We start from the raw sequence: 19,995 nt of genomic DNA on the forward strand, positions 1-19,995 counted from the left end.
GATGCGCATATATCGGCGCATTCCCTTTCAAGCAAGATGAATATCGATAGTTGCCGTGCGGCGCTACAAGCCTCTATGGAGGAGGAGTATGTTGAATAATAGCTCTCACAGCGGATCCGCCTTGGCGGCATGCGCAGGAGCATTGCCTTTCAGCCGAGATGCCGGCGCGGTTCCGCCAACGGCGGAGAAGACGGAGGATGTGGTCTGGAGCGCCTGCACGGTCAATTGCGGCAACCGTTGCCCGTTGCGTATGCATGTGGTGGATGGGGAAATTACCTACGTTGAAACAGATAATATCGGCAACGACGGCTTTGATGAACCGCATCAAGTGCGCGCCTGTCTGCGCGGGCGATCCATTCGGCGGCGCGTGTATCATGCCGACCGGCTGAAGTACCCCATGCTGCGAGTGGGTCGGCGCGGAGCAGGGAAATTCAGGCGTATCTCCTGGGACGAAGCCTTTACCTTAATCAGCGATAATCTTAAACGCATCATCAAACAATACGGCAATGAAGCGGTTTACCTGAATTACGGCACCGGCACATTGGGGGGCACCATTACGCGCTCCTGGCCGCCCGGCAAAACGCTTATCGCCCGGCTGATGAATTGTTGCGGCGGATACCTCAATCATTACGGCAATTACAGCGCGGCGCAGATAGAGGCCGGCCTGAATTATACCTATGGCGGCGGGGCCGATGGCAATAGCCCGACGGATATCGTTAACAGCAAACTGGTGGTGATGTTCGGCAATAATCCGGCCGAAACGAGCATGGGCGGCGGCGGCGTCGCCTATTTGCTGGAGCAGGCGCGCGAGCGCTCCAATACCCGCATGATAGTCATCGATCCCCGTTACACCGATACCGCGGCCGGCCGCGAGGATGAGTGGATACCCATCCGGCCGGGTACGGACGGGGCCCTGGTTGCCGGTCTAGCGTATGTGCTGATTAACGAAAATCGGGTGGACCAGCTTTTTCTGGACAAATATTGCGTCGGCTATGACGAGAAAACCTTGCCGGCCGGCGCGCCGGCCAACGGGCATTATAAGGCCTATATCCTCGGCAAGGGTCCGGATGGCGTGGCGAAAACCCCGGACTGGGCGTCCAGCATCACCGGCATTCCCAGCCATCGCATCATAAAGCTGGCCAGGGAAATCGGCGCCGCCAAACCGGCCTATATCTGTCAGGGGTGGGGGCCGCAACGCCATGCCAACGGCGAGCTGGCTAGCCGCGCCATCGCCATGCTGCCGATCCTCACCGGTAATGTCGGGATTTCGGGCGGCAACAGCGGCGCGCGGGAAGGATCTTATGCTCTGCCGTTCGTGCGCATACCGACGCTGGATAACCCGGTGAAAACGGCTATTGCCATGTTTACCTGGACCGACGCCATATTGCGCGGCGCGGAAATGACCGCCAGACACGATGGCGTCCGGGGCAAGGACAAGCTGGATGTACCGATTAAATTTATCTGGAACTATGCTGGCAATTGCCTGGTCAATCAGCATTCCGATATCAACCGCACCCATGGGATTTTGCAAGACGACAAGAAGTGCGAAATGATTGTGGTGATTGATAACCATATGACCTCATCCGCGCAATACGCGGATCTGGTTTTGCCCGATTGCACCGCCTCGGAACAAATGGATTTCTGTCTGGATGCCTCCAGCGGCAATATGGCTTACGTTATTTTCGCCAGCCAGGCGATAAAACCGCGTTTCGAATGTAAAACCATTTACGAGATGACCAGTGAAATCGCCCGCCGCATGGGGGTTGAGCAGCAATTCACCGAAGGACGAAACCAGGAAGAGTGGCTGCGTTATATTTATCAACAGTCCAGGGAAAAAATTCCGGCCTTGCCCGAATTCGAACAGCTCCAGGCGCAGGGCGTTTTCAAACAGCGCGACCCCGACGGTCACTTTATCGCTTATAAAGCCTTCCGCGCCGATCCTGCGGCGCATCCGCTGACCACCCCTTCGGGAAAAATCGAGATTTACTCGGCCGCGCTGGCGGAACTGGCCGCGACCTGGGAACTGACGCCAGACGATGTCATACATCCGTTACCCGTCTATAGCGCCGGCTTTGAAAGCTATAACGATCCGCTGGCCCAAAAATATCCGCTGCAATTGATCGGTTTTCATTACAAGGCACGCACCCACTCCACTTACGGCAATGTGGAGGTATTGAAAGCCGCCTGCCGGCAAAACATATGGATTAATCCCATTGATGCGCAAGCGCGCGGTATCAAGAACGGCGACGTGGTCCGGATTTTCAACGATCGCGGCGAAGTACGAATTGATGCCAACGTCACGCCGCGGATGTTGCCCGGCGTGGTTGCTCTGAGCGAAGGCGCCTGGTATTCCCCCGACGGTAACCGGATCGACCATGCCGGCTCTATTAATGTACTGACGACGCAACGTCCATCGCCATTGGCAAAAGGAAATCCTTCCCACACCAATCTGGTACAGGTTGCCAGACTGTAGGTATCGCCCATAATGAGCCAATATGGCTTTTTCCCGATATTGGCTCATAAAAGATTTTCAGGAAAAAGTTTCTCTATCCCAAATACTCTATTATCGACAAACCGCCATTATAGTCGGTGCTGTAGATTATCCCCTGCGCATCCACAAAAACATCGCAGGACTGGATAACCCTGGGGCGGTTCGGCCGGGTATCCATCATCTTCGCCGGCGCCGCGGGCACCAGTGCGCCGGTTTCCACCGGGCGGTACGGATTGGAGATATCGTAGGCGCGCACGCCCGCGTTCTGGTACGTGGCGAAAATCAGCGTTGAACTGATAAAGCTGCCCGGCCGGTTTTCATGCAGGTTATGCGGTCCGAAATGGGCGCCTTTGGCGACATAATCCGTTTCATGCGGCTGCGGGAAAGTGGCGATGCTCACCGGATTGGCGGGTTCACGGATATCGAACAGCCAGATAAGCTTCTCGCCGTCCTCCTGATTATCCAGCACCGCTTCGTCCAGCACCACCAGCAGGTCGCGATCCGGCAGGGGTAGCGCCGTATGCGTACCGCCGCCAAACGGCGGGCTCCAGTTGCGATGGCTGATAAGCCTGGGCTGTGTACGGTCTTTGACATCCAGGATGGTCAGGCCGCCATCGCGCCAACTGCCATAGGCGGTATCGCCGCTGATAATGGCGTGGTGAAGTGCGTAGCGTTTTCCTCCCGGCCAGACCGGCGTTTCCCCCGCTGCCTGGTTCATCCCCGGCAGCCACCAGCGCCCCGCCACCTCCGGTTTACGCGGATCGGCCAAATCAATGGTCAGGAAGATATAATCGGTAAAACCGTCTATCAACGCGGACACGTAAGCCCAGCGGCCACCGACATACCAGATGCGGTGGATGCCGATGCCATTGAGCGGCAGAAAGCCGATTTCCCGCGGCTGGTCCGGGGTGGAAATATCAAAAATACGCAGGCCGGCGCTCCAGCCCCGATCCCGCACATCGCTTACCGTCTCGCTGACCGCCCGGGTGTAGTAGACCTTTTCATCTGCAAACCGGACATCGGCGAACAGATCTCGGGCGTTAATCACCAGCAACAGGTCGTCATACGCCTGTAAATGTACATTCCAGGTGCCCGGCGGCGCAGGTACATACCCCACCGCCTTGGGATTCTTCGGATCACGCACATCGACAATGGAGAACCCCTGCGACACCATATGGCCGATGTAGGCAAAACCGCGATGCACCATCAATTGTACGCCGTCGGGGCGCCCGCCCTGATCGCTGTGGCCTATAAGCCGCATATTGCGGCTGTAGTCCGGGCGCGGTAATTCGTTAACCATAGCCGCTCCTTAGTGGTTTTTCTCTTCAAGCGTGGCAAACCAAGGGGCGATAAAGTCCTCGGTCTGTCCCCAGCCGGGGATTATTTTCCCCAGGCCGGCCACACTCACCGGTCCGGGCTGGCCGGCGACCAATGCCTGCGGAATAACCGCCGCCTTGAAATCATAGGTGGCGGGGGTTTTCTCACCGGCCAGCTTATTGGCAATCAACCGCACGTTGGTTGCGCCGATCAGTTTCGGGTCCACCGCCACGCTCACTTTCCACGGGCTGTTGGATTCACGGATCAATTGCAGATCCTGGTTGGACACATCGATGCTATAAAGCTTGATTTCAGTACGGCCATTTTCTTTCAACGCTTTGTAGGCGCCCTGGCTGAAGGCATCCCAGGTTCCCCAGATAGCGTCAATCTTTCCTTTCGGGTATTTCGCCAGTACCGCGCCCAGTTTGTTGGCGGTGTCGCCCTGGACATCGCTTGATACCGCGCCGATTGATTCCAGCTCTTTGATGCCCGGATTCTGTTTCAGCAAAGCCTCATACGCTGCCTGGCGGCGTTCCATTGGCGGGAAGCCGGCGACCCATAGCTTGATGATATTCGCCTTGCCATTGAAGTCTTTGATCAATTGGCCAAACGAGAGCTGCGTCAGCGAAATGTCATCCTGCTGCGTTACCGTCACGCCCGGGATATCTCCATTAACCGCCGTGTCGAACACCGACACGGCAATCCCGGCATCCGCCGCGCGTTTGACCAACGGCGTGGAATACGGGTCGCGTCCCTGGGAAAGAATGATACCGTCATATTTCTGGCTGATGGCCTGATTCACAAAATCCTGGAATTTGGCATCGTCGCCGTTACTGAGAAAGGTACTGACTTTGAAACCCAGCTTTTTACCTTCCTGTACAGCCCCTGACACAAATTGGGTGGTGTTATCGTCAGAGCCAAGGTTGCGGATAATCGCGATACGTATCGGACCGTTATGATTGGCGATGGCTGACGGTACCGGCGCCGGCACGGCGGCATGGCCCGGCATGGCGGCCAGCAGCCCGAGCATCAGCAATGAACCTGCGAAATGTTTCATTATTCTTCCCCTGTTGAAGTTAACGTCGCTGGAAATAGGTCAATGCAAGAGCGCCGGCCAGCACCAGTCCCTTGATAATGTCCATGGCATAATACGGGACGGACAGCATCACCAGGCCGTTTTGCAACACGCCGAGGATAACCGCCCCCACCAATGTGCCCAAGGCGTTGGGTTTGCCGGACCCCGCCAGTGAAAACCCGATCCAGGCCGCGGCGACGGCGTCCATTAAATAGCTTCCGCCGGCGTTGACCTGTGAAGAACCGATACGCGATGCCAGCAGAATGCCGCCCAGGCCGGCCAGCAGCGATGAGAGCACATAGGCAATGACTTTGTAGCGCGTGGTGCGGATTCCGGATAAGCGGGCCGCTTCCGGGTTGCCGCCGATGGCATACATACGGCGGCCGTGGGTGGTCAACGACAGCCCGAGCTGCGCCGCCACGGCCACCGCCAGCATGATGATGACGATGGTCGGCACCTGCCCCAGCAGGCCAAAGCCGGGCGGAATGGTCCCTTGCGCCATGTCGCCGCTCGGCAGTACCATATTTTCGGTAATGGAGCCGCCATAGCTGTAGGTCATCGCCACGCCCTGGATCACAAACAGGCTGGCAAGGGTGGCGAGCATATCCGGAATGCGCAGCACCACAATCAGTAAGACGTTGAATAATCCCACCAGCGTACACAGCGCCAGCGTCAGCACGATGGCTTCGGTGGCGCCGAAACCGTGCCAGACAAACATCGAGATAACCAGCGCATTCGCCAGCGAAGCGGTGGAGCCCACCGACAGATCAAACCCGCCCACCGTCAATGAAATCGACACGCCGATGGCGATAACCGTCACGATGGCGATAGACCGCAGGATATTGATGATATTGAAAGGATCGAGGAAATTATCCGACGCGACGCCAAAGATGGCGATAAGCGCCACTACGGTCAGCAACATGCCCCATTTATAGAGAAAATCGAACATCAGCCGACGGAGCGATACCGTCTTCTTCACAGTAAGAGCCTTGCTCACGACGCCGCGCCTCCGGTCGAGTAGTACAATAATGTGTCTTCACGGGCGTCGGCGCCGGCGATTTCCGCCACCACGCGGCCGTCCCACAATACGCAGATGCGATCGCATAAACCCACCAGTTCGCCGAACTCTCCGGAGGCATAAATCACGCCTTTTCCCTCCCTGGCCAAGCCGTCGATCAAATTGAATACATCAGTTTTCGCTTTTACATCCACGCCCTTGGTGGGTTCATCAAAGATCAACACCCGCGCATCGGCGCGCAGCCATTTGCCTATGGCCACTTTTTGCTGGTTGCCGCCTGACAAACGGCGCAGGGTTTGCGCCGGCCCGGTGGTTTTCACTCCCAGACGGGTTATCACCTGTTGCGCCCAGTGCCAGGCTTGGCGATGGCCAAAGACACTCCAGCGCGAGAAGCTGTTATCGGCGCTGACCGACAGGTTCATACTGATGGATTCATCAATGAAAATACCCTCTTTACGCCGCTCCTCCGGCACCAGAGCGAGGCCCCGGCTGACCGAATCAGCCGGGTCGTGCGGCCGCCACGTCCGTCCCTGCAGCTCGCCGCGGTCCAGACGGCTTTTACTGGCGCCGAACAGCGCCTTGCACAGCTCGGTCTTCCCGGCGCCGGCCAGCCCGGCAATGCCCAGGACTTCACCTTTATGCAGATGCAGGGAGATATCTCTCAATAATCCTTCGTCATGCAAACCCTCAATCCGCAGCAGCGTTTCGTTGCTGTGCGGCGGCCGGCGCGGGGGGTAGATATCGCGTATTTCATGTCCCAGCATCTTTTCGACGATGGTCTCGCCGCTGAGACTCGCCATCGGGCCGGATTCAATCAGCTGGCCATCGCGCAATACCGTCAGGGTATCGCAAACGGCTTTCAGTTCATGGATACGGTGGGAGATGAAGACCACGCCAATTCCCTGCGCCTTCAGGCGTCTCACCACGGTGAACAATCGTTCGCTTTCCTGCTGATCGAGCGGCGCGGTGGGCTCATCGAGTATCAGAAAACGGCAGTGATGGGACAGCGCGCGCGCCAGCATGATGTGCTGCTTTTGCGCCAGCAGAGCCGCCCGCCGCCTTGCGTCTGACACCCATCTGCATATCCAACTGGGCCAGCGCCGCCCTCGCCCGCTGCCGCACATCCCGCCAGTGGAAACGATGGCCGCCCTCGGCCAGCCGGTCGAGCATGATGTTTTCCGCGACACTGAGCCCCGGCACCAGGGCCACATCCACTTCCTGCTGCACCAGGTGGATACCCAGCCGTTTCGCCTCGCGGGGATGGCGAATCGTCACACTCTCATTATTAATGGCGATATTGCCCTCATAATGGCTGTGGATGCCGCACAACACCGCCATCAATGTCGATTTGCCCGCGCCGTTGGCGCCGGTCAGCGCATGTACGGAACCGCCCGACAGCGTGAAATCCACCTGCTTTAATGCCTGGAACCCCGAAAAGGCCAGACTGACTCCGCGCATCTCAAGTCGGTTGGCTACCATCCGCGGCGAATCCTTGTGATTAATGGTTTGATTTAACGAATTTTTCATAGTGTCCCTTGATTGGCAACAACGTAAAATGCATAAGATAAAGCAAAATGTTATTAGCCATCCAGGCGTCCAGACATAACATAGGGTTAGCCGTACACCAACAGGACAAGATTCATGAGCACTACCACCGATATCCGCGTCGTCACCGGGCCGGCCAACTACTACTCGCACAGCGGCAGCTTGACGCGGCTGGGCGATTTTTTCTCCGCCGGGCAATTGGCCCGCGCCGTCTGGATTTTCGGCGAACGCGCCATCGAGGCCGCGCGCCCTTATCTGCCGGCGGCCTTTACTGCGCCGGGGGCAAAGCAGCTGTTGTTCAAAGGCCATTGCAGCGAGAGCGATGTGGCCCGGCTGGCGCAGGACGCCGGCGATGACCGCGCGGTAGTGATCGGCGTGGGCGGAGGGACGGTACTGGATACCGCCAAAGCGGTGGCCCGCCGCTTGGGCCTGCCGGTGGTGAATATACCGACCATTGCGGCCACTTGTGCCGCCTGGACGCCGCTTTCCGTCTGGTATAACGACGCAGGCCAGGCGCTGCATTTTGAAATTTTCGATGACGCCAATTTTCTGGTACTGGTGGAGCCGGAAATCATCCTGAAGGCGCCGGCGGAGTATTTGCTGGCCGGGATCGGGGATACGCTGGCGAAATGGTATGAAGCGGTGGTGCTGGCGCCCGAGCCGCAGAATCTGCCGTTAACGGTGCGGCTTGGCATCAATGGCGCGCTGGCGATTCGCGATGTACTGCTCGAAGGCAGTGAAACGGCGCTCACACATCAGCGGCAAGGCAAACTCAGCCAGGTTTTCCGGGACGTGGTGGACGCCATTATCGCCGGCGGCGGCATGGTCGGCGGGTTGGGCGAGCGCTATACCCGCGTAGCGGCGGCGCATGCGGTGCACAATGGTTTGACGGTGTTACCGCAAACGGAAAAATTCTTGCACGGCACCAAGGTCGCCTACGGTATTCTGGTGCAAAGCGCCCTGCTCGGCCAGGACGATGTATTGGCGCAACTGATTGCCGCCTACCGCCGTTTTCACCTGCCCACCACGCTGGCGGCGCTGGAGGTGGATATCCATAACCGCGCGGATCTGGATAAAGTCATCGCCCATACCTTGCGTCCGGCGGAATCTATTCACTACCTGCCGGTGGAGCTGACGCCGGATAGCCTGCGGGCCGCTTTCGAAAAAGTGGAAAGCATCGGCCATCCCCGCTCAATACCGGCTCACTCATAGTCGATACCTTTCTCGCCAGTCTGTTCCGGCAACAGGCCGGCGACCACATCATCATGCATTGCCAAGGGATAAACTCATTAATTCATAATAATATTTCTGATAGCACATTCATTTTCAATATGTATTATTAATATTATTCCGGGGCGCATTCAGGGAGGGTGCTGCTGGGCACTATCCCTGAGTGTTAGAATGAGCAAACACAATGCCATTTATGGCTAATAGATATGACGCGCCAAGAATTGATAGTTACGCTCGAGGTTATTGGTCGTATGGAAATATAAATCTTCTGCATGATGAGCGCTCATCAATAAATTATATTCAACATTATCGCTACCAATGGCCTTTGCAAGGCGAACAGCGAATTCTTGGCTTTGCAAGCGTGGAATGGTGTCATCCAAATAGCCATGCTGGATAAGGAACGGGGAGCATCTGCAGTAATATAGTTTTCTGGGTTAGTTGTATCCATTACGCTCTTATCAACCTTGGTTATCTGTTTCCTCATTAACAAAGACTCAAATGAGTCTTCCGTTGAATGCTTCTGTCCATCTATACCGATTTCTTTCCATTGTTGATCCATCGTCAAAAATTGATCGGAGGATACCAGGCAATAACCGCCTGTACGCGCGTTGAAACATCGGCATTACCCAGTTTAGGATCTTCCAGGGATTTTACATCGGCAGAAACACCCGCCAGCGCCACCAGGTTGCCCCCGGCTGAACCGCCCATCAGGATGATATTATCCGGGTCGAAGTTATATTTATTCGCATTGGCGCGAACGAATTTTATTGCGGCTTTCACATCGTTGATCTGCGCTGGCCAGGGTGCTTCAGGGCTGAGACGATAGTTGATGTTCGCTACGGCATAACCTTTCTGTAAACCATAGAGCGCGGGAACCAACTGGTTGTCCATTTTATCACAACCAAAAAACGCGCCGCCGTGGACGTTGATAATGACCGGGTATTTTAACTTCCACTGTTCCGGAAGAAAGATATCCATCTTTTCCGCAGGCGAAACATTTGCATAACTGACATCGAGATACTTGTTTTTAATCCGAGAAATATCCGGGGCCTGACCGCAAGCGTTTGGTCCTTGCGGTGGGCCAATGATTTTTGCCATGCCAATCTGATGGCATCGGCACATCTGCCGCATGACTCAATGGGATGCCAGCGAAAATGCGGCAAGCAAGAGATATCCAATCCTGTTTTCATTCTTATTACGCTCCTTAAGGCGGTCTTCATATAAGATCGTCAAAACCAGGGAGTTAAAACCTTTTAAATCCGAACCGACGAACTCAATGCGCCAGAAGTCCTTCGCCACGCGAGTTTTGTTGGCAATCTTAATGCCTCGGAAACACAATTCGTGGCGTACGCGCTGCGGTTCACGGCTATGATTATCGTCAGTCTTTTTTTTACCCAAAAGAAAACTCCTTGCGTCACGGTGGAATAAAATGTCCTGGTTGGCGCCCACTGCCATTAGCGCTTCAAAGCGCGGCGACAATACATTTAGCCAAGCTCAGGTCGCCTTCACTCGTGGATCCGCTGACGCCCACGGCGCCGATAATCTCACTGTCGGCACACAGCGGCAGGCCGCCCTTTAACGGCACCAGATGCGGCACGGAAAGCATCGCCACCTCCCCTCGATTGATCATGCTTTCAAACAGCTCGGTACTGTCCTGAATGGCGGCGGCGGTGCGGGCCTTACCTTCCGCTACGCTGGCTGAAATCGGCGGCGCGGCGTCCATTTTGCCGAAGGCCACCAGCTGTCCGGCGCGATCAACCACCGCAATACTGACGGAGATGTTTTGCTTTATGGCGGTCTCGATGCCAACGTTAAGTAATGCCTGCGCCGCCGTGAAAGTAATATTATTAGCGGAATAATAATTTAAATTAGACATGGCTATTCCTTGAAAAAGCGGGAGACATTACACTGCCGTGTTCAATGGGCTAACCTAACAGTTGTCCGGGCCATGCGGTACCGTCATTCCTGGTAACAGAGCATTGACTAAAAGGGGAGTCATCATGCAGGTACTGGATGATATAAAGGGATTCGTCACCGTTGCGCAAACCGGTGGATTTACCCTCGCGGCCAGAAAGCTGGCTATTTCAACCTCCGTGGTCAGCCGTCGTATTGATCGGCTGGAAACCGAGCTTGGGGTCTGCTTAATGCTGCGCAATACCCGCGGCGTCACGCTGACCCCGGCGGGCAATGAATTTTACCGTCGGGCGCAGTTGATCCTCCGGGAGCTGGATAACGCCTATCAGGCCGTTGCCGAAAGAAAAGAAGAGATCACCGGCTGTTTACATATCAGCACGCCCTATTCTTTCGGCATTCGCCATTTAGAGCCGGTGCTGACCCGGCTGAGCACCCGTTATCCTTTGCTGGAATTTGATATCTCATACAACGATCGCTACGTGGATTTATTAAAAGAATCCTTTGATGCTGTCATCCGTATCGGCGCCATTAGCGAACTGAGCTTTGCCGCGCGCCGTATCGCCCCCATACCTACCGTCCTGGTGGCCAGTCCGGCCTATTTGGAAAAGCACGGGACATTGCAAACGCCTGATCTGATTTCGGGACACCAATGCCTGATTTATTCCGGCCGGACCCATGCCGAGTGGGTCTTTCAGCAGGGCGAAAACAGGATTTCCCTATTGCCCTCGGGGCGTTTCCATTCCGATAGCGGGGAGGTGCTGCTCAAGTGGGCATTGAATGGGCGCGGGATCGCCGTATTTCCCCATTTCATGGTCAAGGAGGCCCTGTCCGGGGGCGGGCTGGTGCGGCTGTTGCCGGACTATGCCATGCCGGAACACGATCTGTATATTTTGCGTCCCCCGGGCGTGCGGGTGGCGGGCAAGGTGCGGGTGCTGTTTGATGAAATGGTGGCCTATTGCCAGGATGCGCTGCAGGGACCGTGACAGCCGCAGGCAATTCTCCCCTGTTTTGCATCGGCTTTTCGGGCGATCAAAAATAGTTATAGGGATTGTCAAAAATCACGGTCACGTTGTGCCGGTAGTCAATGTCCAGACTAACGGCGATATCACGCCCCAGCGCCAGGACATCAAAGCGAAAACTCATGCGCCAAATGACAGGCGCCGCCAACAAGCCCGCTTCAGTTCCCTGAAGCGGGCTTTTACATTCAATTAACTCCTCGTTTTGTGGCCTCTTTGAGAAAATCACCCCATCGGTTCTGGCCCTTAGGTTTCTCTGCGTATGGTCGAATACGATGCAAAACTGTTGTACTATATGAAAAATATTCTTAAAGGAAATCAAATGGCTTACGACCTTGAACACCGTCTTGTCATAGGTGTCGCCTCAAGCGCTGTTTTGATTTGAAAGAATCCGATGAAGTATTCAAAAGTCAGGGCGAGGAAGAATACAGAAGATTTCAGGAGGCACATCTTAATCAAGCCTTACCCCAGGGATTGCCTTTCCCTTCATTAAACGATTACTTTCCTTAATGACCTCAGCGCTGATCCGATAAACGACCCGCTTGTTGAAGTAGTTTTGCTGTCAAGGAATGATCCTGATACAGGGTTGAGGGTTATGAAAACCATCGAGCATTACAGACTTAGCATGACCAGAGCGATATTCATGCAAGGCCGTTCACCGTATGAGTATATTCCTGCTCTCAATATTGCATTATTTTTATCAGCCAATAAAGCTGATGTTGACGCTGCCATCAAGGCAGGATTCCCAGCAGGGCAAGTATTAAATTCAAGAATCGTCGACGATGAAACGGATACATCTCTTAGAATCGCCTTCGATTTTGACGGCGTTCTGGCCGATGACGCCTCTGAGTCTGTCATGCAAACCTCCGGGCTCGGTGAATTCCATGCGAATGAAGTAAAGAACGTTATGCAGCCTCATAATCCCGGACCACTCAAAGAATTCCTTGTCAGGATGTCAAAAATCCAATCCGAGGAAGAAAAATATAAGATAAAACATCCCGGTTATGAGAATCGGCTGAGAATTTCAATAGTGACGGCCAGGAACGCGCCGTCCCATGAAAGAGCATTAACGACATTAAAAGCTGGGGCGTTATGGCAAATGACGCATTCTTTCTTGGTGGTATTGAAAAGGGTAAAGTATTAAAGATTCTTAAACCACATATCTTTTTGATGATCAATCTCGGCATTTGCTGGGCACGAGCGCTGTTGTACCCTCCGTCCATATTCCTTTGGAATAATCAATAATCCATCAAGCAAAATTGTCGAACCTCCAGCCGCACCGCAGGCGAACGATTCCAGGTAGGCGGAATACAACGCATAAACGCTCATCTGACGCTTATCACCTGGAGTGCCGGCAAGGACAACATTCCTCAACGCGCATAATTTGGACTGATTATCAGTTCGTGATAGTCGGGGAATTTCCCTAGGGATAAATCCACACCGTTGGCTTCAGGGTATGAAGAGGCGTCAGTCAAGACGTGACGGCTTATTCCACGCTATCCATTCATTAGCTTATTTATAAATATGACAACTGTCACAAACTCCGAAACAGGTAACAATTTTCCAGTAAATAGCACGTTTTACCATGTCGGCCCCCACGCGAACAGTTAAAGATAGGGTGCATAAGACGTTTGCGCGAGTACCAACTGATGGCCAAAGCGTGCAATCCCGGGGGTTTGAATGGCGCTGGAAATTACCTATCAATGCGAACTGAGCGAAGGAATCCATGCCAGGCCTGCCGGGCATATCGCTCGTCTTTGCAATGGTTTTCATGCCGACATCATCTGGCATAACACGCGTACCGTGCTGGATGGGAACGCCAAAAGCTCCCTCGCGTTGGTGTCTACCGATACCTTGCTCTATGATGAATGCCGGATTACGCTTTGCGGTTGTGATGAAAAAGCCGCTGCGGCAGAGCTTATCGCTTTGCTCAGGAATCTGACGACCTTCGCTGCTGAACAGGTATCTAAGCCGGTGCGGGGCGCAAGTTATCTGCCCCGTTGTTTGCGCGAGCTGCAGCCAACGTATCTGCGGGGAACCGCCATTAGCGCCGGAATCACCATCGCCAGGCCCGTTATCCTGCAGGGTGTCACCTTTTCCGAGTTGCTTGCGCGCAGTCCTTCGGCCCCGGTGACCCCGGAAGGTGAAAAGCGGCGCCTGACGCAGGGGCTGGAAAACCTGCGCCGCGCCAAAATGCGTGCGCTGACGCAAGCCGAAGGCATTGAGTACAACCTGCTTGAAGCCCATTTATCATTAATTAGCGATAGAGCTTTTCTGGAAAGCATCATCAGTTACCTTGATGAGCATATGAATGCCTGGTCGGCCATCGTCAAAGTGGCCATTGATTTTAGCGCCGTACTCGAACGTTCATCCAGCCAATACATCCAAGAACGCACCCTGGATGTTCTCGACATCGCAACGCAGATTCTTGCCCAGCTTTATGGCGAACAATCACTGATGCAAAACGCGCTGGTGTTGGACGGACCGGCAATAGTTCTTGCCAGTACGCTGACGCCAAGCCAGTTTCTGGCTATCGACAAAACGCATCTCGCGGGTCTGGTGCTGTCATCAACCGGAAAAACGTCGCACACGGCGATCCTTGCACGCTCACTCAACATTCCCACCCTTGCCGATATCGATATCGCCACTCTCAATATTTTGTCGCAGCAGGAGGTTGTACTCGACGCAGAAGCGGGAATTCTGATTACCAAGACCAATGAATCGATTCTTCGCTATTACCGCAATGAAATGGCTGTGCAGCGGCAAAAGACACTGGCGGTAGCCCTGCCCGACACCAGCAAACCTCTGCTGGTGCCGGAGGCAATTCTGTGGGGTCTGGACGCGGCGGATAAAAACGAAGCGATCAAAATGATGGTGGACAACCTCTGGCTGCAGCAACGCACCGATTGCCGGGATAAGCTGTGTGAGGATATCTGGGCCAGGGAAGTGCCCTTTCCCACCGTTGTCGGCTCCGGCTTCGCAATCCCGCATGCCAGGAGCGAGGCGATCCTGCACTCCTCCATCGGTATCGCCAGGCTCAGACAGCCGATCGCCTGGGGCGGCGTACAGGTGGATACGGTATTTATGCTCGCTATCCGCCAGGCCGCCGCGGAAAACGAACACATGAAATATTTTTCCACCCTCGCACGGATGCTGATGAATGAAGAGTTTGTCCAAAAGACCAAAGCCGCGCAGACGCCCATGGCACTTTACAACCTGATATTCAGTACATTATCACCCTAAATAGCCGAATCATGATTTGAGGCTGGTATGTTAAAACTATTAAAAAATACTAAAAGACATTTTATGACCGGGGTATCCTACATGATCCCGTTTGTGGTGGCCGGCGGTGTTCTGCTGGCACTGGCGGTGATGTTCAACGGTCAGGCGGCCATTCCCGATCATGGTTTTCTCAAGGCGATGTCGCAAATAGGCATCGCCGGATTGACGCTGTTTATTCCGATTCTCGCAGGCTATATTGCCTATTCGATGGTGGATAAACCCGGCATCGCACCGGGCGCCATTGGCGGATTAATGGCTTACCAGATGGGGGCCGGATTCTTAGGCGGGATGCTGGCCGGGATTATCGCCGGGCTGATTGTCTGGTCACTGTTGAATATCATTGCCCGCTTAAAAATCCCCCATTTTCTCAGAATGGTTCTGCCGATTTTTATTATTCCGCTGCTCGGCACTTTCCTCACCGGGATGGCGATTTACTACATCATCGGCGATCCTATTGCCGGATTGATGAAATGGCTCAGCGCCTGGCTTGCCAATATGCAGGGGACCTCTTTTATCATTCTCGGCAGCGTACTGGGCTGTATGATCGCCGTCGATATGGGCGGCCCGATGAATAAAACCGCCTTCTTCTTCGCTGTCGCCCTAATCTCCACCAACCCGCAATTAATGGCCGCTGTGGCCGTCGCTGATTGCACCCCGCCGCTTGGGCTGGCGCTGGCCACCTTCTTATTTAAAGGGATCTTTAACGATGTGGAACGGGAGGCGGGCAAACCGGCGGTGATTATGGGTTTTATGGGCATTACCGAAGGCGCCATCCCCTTTGCCGCCGCCGACCCGGTACGGGTGATCCCGGCGATTATGCTTGGCAGCGCGGTCGCGGCAGTGCTGTCGCTCTGGTTCGGCGCCACCAACGCTGCCCCTTGGGGCGGGCTTATCGTTCTGCCGGTGGTCAGCAATCATTTCGGTTACATCATTGCCGTTATCGCCGGAACGCTCACCACCGCCGTGGCCGTTAAGGTGCTGAAAACCGTCGTCAAACCCAAAGAATAGCAACCGGGGCAGAGAGAAGATGGCCGCATTTATTCAGTCGATTTTGAGCGAATTCAGCACACAGTGCGCCAGCGCGGAGAGTGTTCTGGTCGCCAATGGCAACGCGCCGGCTCCGGCAATGGCTTACCATCTGCACGTACCGCGCATCGAGCTGACGGTGAAAGGGATCATGAGCATGCTTATCCCCAAAGGGGCCGATCGGGTCGTCAAATATGTGCGTCCGGTGGGCACCATCACCTACATTCCGGCCAACAGCTGGAACTCGCCCCAGTGGGAAAGCCCGGTGATTTGCATGTCGATTGTTTTCTGGAAGCAGGATGTCGGTTTCAGTATCAGCAACTGGGATGGCAGCCAGTTTAAAGAGGTGGAGAAGTTCAATCTGCAGAATTCCAGCAGTGCCGTGCGTGATCACCTGCTTGAAATGGCAGAGTCACTGGCGTGGGGGCAGAACACCACCGGCGAAACCTTTTCCCATATCATCTACGCCCTGCTCAACGACCTGCTGTACCAGATGACTGAGGGAATGGACAACCCCAAAGGGCCGTTCTCTTTGTTTGATGAAATCAAAAACCATATCGATAGCCACTATCACACCGACATTAGCCGGGAGAGCGTCGCGGAAGCCTTTAATATCTCACCCGGCTACCTGTCGCGGCTTTTCTCCCGCGAGTCAGACATGAAGTTTAATGAGTATCTGAGGTTAGCCCGGATCTCACGCTCGAAAACGCTGCTCACCAACACCAATATGAAAATCAATGAGGTCTCATGGAGGTGTGGTTTCACTGATACCAACTATTTCTGCAAGGTGTTCCGGGATATCAATGACTGTACGCCGCTTGAGTACCGACGTAAGAACAAGGGAGCAAATGTATAATGATCCGTGCAGCAAAAGATGAAGTACACCCCTTCTCCAGCGATCGCAACCTGCATATCGTGGCGGTGACCGCCTGCGCCACCGGCGTGGCGCATACCTATATGGCCGCCGAACAGCTGGAAAAACTGGCGAAAGCCTATCGTTTCTCCATCAAAATCGAGACCCAGGGCGTGCTGGGGCTGAAAAATCCTATTACCGAAAGAGACATACTCTGCTCGGAGCTGGTTATCATCGCCTCCGATATCGCCATCGATAACCCCGGGCGCTTTGACGGCTGCCGCCTTCTGAATGTATGCATTAACTCTTTGTTGCTTAAACCTTCCGAGGTCATCTCCGCTATCCGCAAGTCGCTGAATCTACCCAGGGGTAACATCATCGACCTGTAGCCTGGCCATATCCTGTTAGTAAGGTATAAATCTCGGTAATTCTCGCGCCGCCGCGCTGTTCAAGGAATTCCAGAACGCGCAGCGGCGACGCATTCAGGTTTTGCGCTTCAGGGAAGTCGGCTTCATGCAGGAGATGCAGACAGCCACTGAAGCCCCCCACTAAAACGCACTGTGCGAATCGGTTCCCAGGGCGATCATCCCGCCGCTATCCCGCACGGCAGCCACGATTTTCCGGCAATTCGCTTCGCTCCCCTTCCTGGAGTGCACAAATGAGGCGTTGTTCACCTCCAGCGCAACATCGCAGGCTTTAGCCGCCGCCGCCACCGCCGGGATATCAATGGGATATTCGGGATTCCCCGGGTGGCTGATGATGTGCACCTTCCCGCTGGAGATCACCGCGATCAGCGCATCGGTATTGGTGACCGTATCGGCAGGCGCGAAAACCTGCTTGTGGAACCCGGCGATGATTAAATCCAGCGAGTCGCGCATTTTGTCGCTGCAATCGGTAGAACCGTTGGTTTTGATGTTGGCCTCAATGCCGCGCAAAATCCCCACCCCATCAACCACACGCGGCAAAACACGCAGGTTGGTAAAATGAAACGCATGGGGTGCATCCACCATTTCCGGGCCGTGATCGGTAATTGCGATAAGCTTGAGGCCGTTACGCACGGCGGCGGCAATATAATCATGAACGGTGCTATAGGCGTGGGTGCTGGCCAGGGTATGCATATGAAGATCGACATTGTACATCGTAACTCCTTTCCGTTGTGCCAAGGCCCCTATCACAGGAGACGCTGTATTTGCCGCAGCAGTGCTTTAGCCTGATGCGCCGCCGCTTCAGATCTAATACCAAACGCCGCTTAGCGCTGTTCCATCCTCATCGGCGCACCCGGATGACCGGATTTTGCCTGCTGCACCGCATCAATACTGATAAAGCGAATCGCAGCCGCCAGGGTCTTTGTTGATAACAATTCAAACCCCACCGTTATAGCCTGAGCAGAAAATCGCCACCGCGCGTAGGGCTGACGTCGAGACCGAGGTAATTGCTGATGGTGGCGAAGGTAGCGATATCGTGCGCCGTTGATTGCGGGGTGACGACTTCCACCACCACACTGCCCACGTTTCCGGCCGACAGCAGGCCCGCGCGGGAGTCTTCAAAGGCGATACAGCATGAAGCCGGTACGTTAAGCCTTTCGGCGCCACGTAAAAAAGGAGCCGGATCAGATTCCCACCATCTGACTAATAAAAAGATATCTATTTTTATCCCATCAGCCGGTAAACAATATATAGAAATAAAAGGCTTTCATAGCAATCAAATTACCCATCTACGGCAATGATTTACTCTGTGAACGTCATCACATAATTATAATCAGGCGGTTTTTGAGTAAAGGTCACTTTTTATATTTAAAAGCAGTGCGGACGGCAAAGACTATTAATCATGAAATACAGGGATGACGCCTGTTTATAAAATTACTGAGCTTTCGTATAAAGATTTTGGGAGTCGTTATGTCAGAAGTAATAATTTATCAATGTGAGCTTAAGGATGGCATTCACGCCAGACCCGCGGGACATATCGAGCGTCTGTGTAATTCTTTCCTGGCCGATGTGCGCTGGAAAATATCCGCACCGGCCTCGAAGGCAGTGCAAAAGCGCCCTGTCTATTGTTGCCACTGACACATTATTAAATGATGACTGTGAGATTACCCTCAGCGGTGAAGATGCGCGCGCTGCAGCAAAATTGCTTGCGGCACTGCTAAGGCAGCTGCCTGCTTTTGAAACCGCGGAGGAAGCGGAGCCCGCCGCGCAGACGGGCTATCTGCCACGTTCATTGCGTGAAACACATTTGAAGTTTATTCAGGGCACCCGCATCAGCGCCGGCGTCGCGATTGCTAAACCCGTATTGGTACAAAGCCTGACTTTTGCCGAGCTGCTGGCGCGCAATCCAGCGACAGCTCCCCCTGATGCCCATGAGAAAATCGTCGTCATTGAGGGGATTGAAGCGCTGAAACACGAAAAGCAGGTGGCGCTGGAGAGTAAAAACGGGGTTGAACACGATATTATTCAGGCGCATCTATCGATTATCTCCGATGCGGTTTTCCTGAGCGCCATCACCGGTTTTATCGATAAAGGTAAAAATAGCTGGGAAGCCATTATCCTGGCAGCAATGCATTTTTGTGATACTCTCAGCCGCTCATCCAGTAAATATATTAAAGAACGAACCCTGGATGTGTTTGATATTACCGCACAGTTATTAACGAATATCTATGGCACTGACACACTGCCGCAAAATAGTCTTGCTTTGCAGGAACCCGCAATAATTCTGGCCGACAATTTGACGCCCAGCAAATTTCTCGGCATAGACAAAAGTTTGCTGGCGGGCATGGTGCTGTTGTCCACCGGTAAAACATCGCACACCGCGATCCTTGCGCGTTCGCTCGGCATCCCGGCGTTAACCGATATCGATTTTTCCGCGCTGCACCTTGATCCGCAGCAGGAGATCATTCTCGACGGAAATCCCGGAATTCTGATCAGCGCACCGGATGAAAAAGTACTGCGCTACTATCGCAATGAAATGGCGGTGCAGCGGAACATGCAGCAACAGATGCTGGCCGACGCCACCCTGCCGGCCGCCACTGCTGACGGGTATCGCGTTGAGATCGCCGCGAACATCGCCAGCCTGGCGGAGGCCGAATCCGCGTTCGGCAACGGTGCTGAGGGCATCGGCCTGTTTCGTACGGAAATCTCGTTTATGGACCGGGAAACATCGCCGGATTATGCCGAGCTGGCCGATCTTTATACCCGGGTGATTAAGCTTGCCGACCACAAATCGGTTATCTTC

The 19,995-nt window shown here is 54.3% G+C and carries 13 protein-coding genes and 7 pseudogenes; 10 read left to right on the plus strand and 10 right to left on the minus strand.

Features of this window, described 5'->3' with window-relative positions; genetic code table 11:
- Nucleotides 1-133: 133 nt before the first annotated feature.
- Nucleotides 134-2,473 (plus strand): annotated as a pseudogene (locus tag GTU79_RS17195) (DMSO/selenate family reductase complex A subunit); the annotation flags it as partial.
- A 73-nt stretch (nucleotides 2,474-2,546) separates the two neighbouring features.
- Here the strand turns inward: GTU79_RS17195 and GTU79_RS17200 are convergent.
- The 4 genes and pseudogenes from GTU79_RS17200 to GTU79_RS17215 all read right to left on the minus strand — a co-directional run bounded on the left by GTU79_RS17200 (nucleotide 2,547) and on the right by GTU79_RS17215 (nucleotide 7,380).
- Nucleotides 2,547-3,791: an LVIVD repeat-containing protein gene (locus tag GTU79_RS17200; protein WP_203523213.1), complete on the minus strand. Its 1,245-nt coding sequence runs from the start codon at nucleotides 3,789-3,791 to the stop codon at nucleotides 2,547-2,549.
- A 9-nt stretch (nucleotides 3,792-3,800) separates the two neighbouring features.
- Entirely contained in the window at nucleotides 3,801-4,865 is a 1,065-nt protein-coding gene (locus GTU79_RS17205) for a sugar ABC transporter substrate-binding protein (protein WP_203523214.1), read from the minus strand.
- Between the two features lie 19 nt (nucleotides 4,866-4,884).
- On the minus strand, nucleotides 4,885-5,880 hold the full coding sequence (locus tag GTU79_RS17210) for an ABC transporter permease (protein WP_203523215.1): 996 nt from the start codon (nucleotides 5,878-5,880) through the stop codon (nucleotides 4,885-4,887).
- A pseudogene (locus tag GTU79_RS17215) lies at nucleotides 5,877-7,380 on the minus strand (sugar ABC transporter ATP-binding protein). The gene GTU79_RS17210 and the pseudogene GTU79_RS17215 overlap by 4 nt, the downstream one beginning before the upstream one ends.
- Nucleotides 7,381-7,542: 162 nt before the next feature.
- Between GTU79_RS17215 and GTU79_RS17220 the strand changes: the two are divergent.
- Complete coding sequence (locus tag GTU79_RS17220) at nucleotides 7,543-8,658, plus strand: oxidoreductase (protein ID WP_203523217.1); 1,116 nt, start codon at nucleotides 7,543-7,545, stop codon at nucleotides 8,656-8,658.
- A 215-nt stretch (nucleotides 8,659-8,873) separates the two neighbouring features.
- On the opposite strand, the pseudogene GTU79_RS17225 reads toward GTU79_RS17220, so the two are convergent.
- From GTU79_RS17225 to GTU79_RS17235, 3 genes and pseudogenes are all read right to left on the minus strand, one after another.
- Nucleotides 8,874-9,790 (minus strand): annotated as a pseudogene (locus tag GTU79_RS17225) (alpha/beta hydrolase fold domain-containing protein).
- A 20-nt stretch (nucleotides 9,791-9,810) separates the two neighbouring features.
- Entirely contained in the window at nucleotides 9,811-10,074 is a 264-nt protein-coding gene (locus GTU79_RS17230; RefSeq protein ID WP_214513186.1) for a hypothetical protein, read from the minus strand.
- Between the two features lie 64 nt (nucleotides 10,075-10,138).
- Entirely contained in the window at nucleotides 10,139-10,552 is a 414-nt protein-coding gene (locus tag GTU79_RS17235; protein ID WP_203523219.1) for a GlcG/HbpS family heme-binding protein, read from the minus strand.
- Between the two features lie 124 nt (nucleotides 10,553-10,676).
- On the opposite strand from GTU79_RS17235, the gene GTU79_RS17240 reads away from it, so the two are divergent.
- Nucleotides 10,677-11,573, plus strand: coding sequence for a LysR family transcriptional regulator (locus tag GTU79_RS17240; RefSeq protein WP_214513187.1), 897 nt, complete (start codon nucleotides 10,677-10,679; stop codon nucleotides 11,571-11,573).
- A gap of 46 nt (nucleotides 11,574-11,619) precedes the next feature.
- Here the strand turns inward: GTU79_RS17240 and GTU79_RS17245 are convergent, their stop codons facing one another.
- Entirely contained in the window at nucleotides 11,620-11,760 is a 141-nt protein-coding gene (locus GTU79_RS17245; protein ID WP_203523221.1) for a hypothetical protein, read from the minus strand.
- A 227-nt stretch (nucleotides 11,761-11,987) separates the two neighbouring features.
- Between GTU79_RS17245 and GTU79_RS31155 the strand changes: the two genes are divergently transcribed.
- The 6 genes and pseudogenes from GTU79_RS31155 to GTU79_RS17270 all read left to right on the plus strand — a co-directional run bounded on the left by GTU79_RS31155 (nucleotide 11,988) and on the right by GTU79_RS17270 (nucleotide 17,156).
- Nucleotides 11,988-12,116 carry a hypothetical protein gene (locus GTU79_RS31155; RefSeq protein WP_338091411.1) on the plus strand — a complete coding sequence of 43 codons (129 nt, stop codon included), beginning with the start codon at nucleotides 11,988-11,990 and terminating at the stop codon, nucleotides 12,114-12,116.
- A 46-nt stretch (nucleotides 12,117-12,162) separates the two neighbouring features.
- Nucleotides 12,163-12,851: pseudogene (locus GTU79_RS17250) on the plus strand (5'-nucleotidase).
- Nucleotides 12,852-13,286: 435 nt separating this feature from the next.
- Nucleotides 13,287-14,849 (plus strand): PTS sugar transporter subunit IIA, encoded by a 1,563-nt coding sequence (locus GTU79_RS17255; protein WP_203523225.1) that lies wholly within the window; start codon nucleotides 13,287-13,289, stop codon nucleotides 14,847-14,849.
- Between the two features lie 27 nt (nucleotides 14,850-14,876).
- On the plus strand, nucleotides 14,877-15,896 hold the full coding sequence (locus tag GTU79_RS17260) for a PTS fructose transporter subunit IIC (RefSeq protein ID WP_203523226.1): 1,020 nt from the start codon (nucleotides 14,877-14,879) through the stop codon (nucleotides 15,894-15,896).
- Between the two features lie 19 nt (nucleotides 15,897-15,915).
- The gene (locus GTU79_RS17265; RefSeq protein ID WP_203523227.1) at nucleotides 15,916-16,770 is read left to right on the plus strand and encodes a helix-turn-helix domain-containing protein; all 855 of its coding nucleotides are present in this window, start codon (nucleotides 15,916-15,918) and stop codon (nucleotides 16,768-16,770) included.
- On the plus strand, nucleotides 16,770-17,156 hold the full coding sequence (locus GTU79_RS17270; RefSeq protein ID WP_253073338.1) for a PTS fructose transporter subunit IIB: 387 nt from the start codon (nucleotides 16,770-16,772) through the stop codon (nucleotides 17,154-17,156). The genes GTU79_RS17265 and GTU79_RS17270 overlap by 1 nt, the downstream gene beginning before the upstream one ends.
- On the opposite strand, the pseudogene GTU79_RS17275 reads toward GTU79_RS17270, so the two are convergent.
- Nucleotides 17,143-17,906 (minus strand): annotated as a pseudogene (locus GTU79_RS17275) (PHP domain-containing protein). The gene GTU79_RS17270 and the pseudogene GTU79_RS17275 sit on opposite strands and share 14 nt — an antisense overlap.
- A 122-nt stretch (nucleotides 17,907-18,028) precedes the next feature.
- Nucleotides 18,029-18,127 (minus strand): annotated as a pseudogene (locus tag GTU79_RS31470) (hypothetical protein); the annotation flags it as partial.
- Between the two features lie 632 nt (nucleotides 18,128-18,759).
- Between GTU79_RS31470 and GTU79_RS30555 the strand changes: the two are divergent.
- Nucleotides 18,760-19,956, plus strand: a pseudogene (locus GTU79_RS30555) (PEP-utilizing enzyme); the annotation flags it as partial.
- Nucleotides 19,957-19,995 lie beyond the last annotated feature (39 nt).

Source organism: Sodalis ligni (assembly GCF_016865525.2).
Classification (GTDB): Bacteria; Pseudomonadota; Gammaproteobacteria; order Enterobacterales; family Enterobacteriaceae; genus Acerihabitans; species Acerihabitans ligni.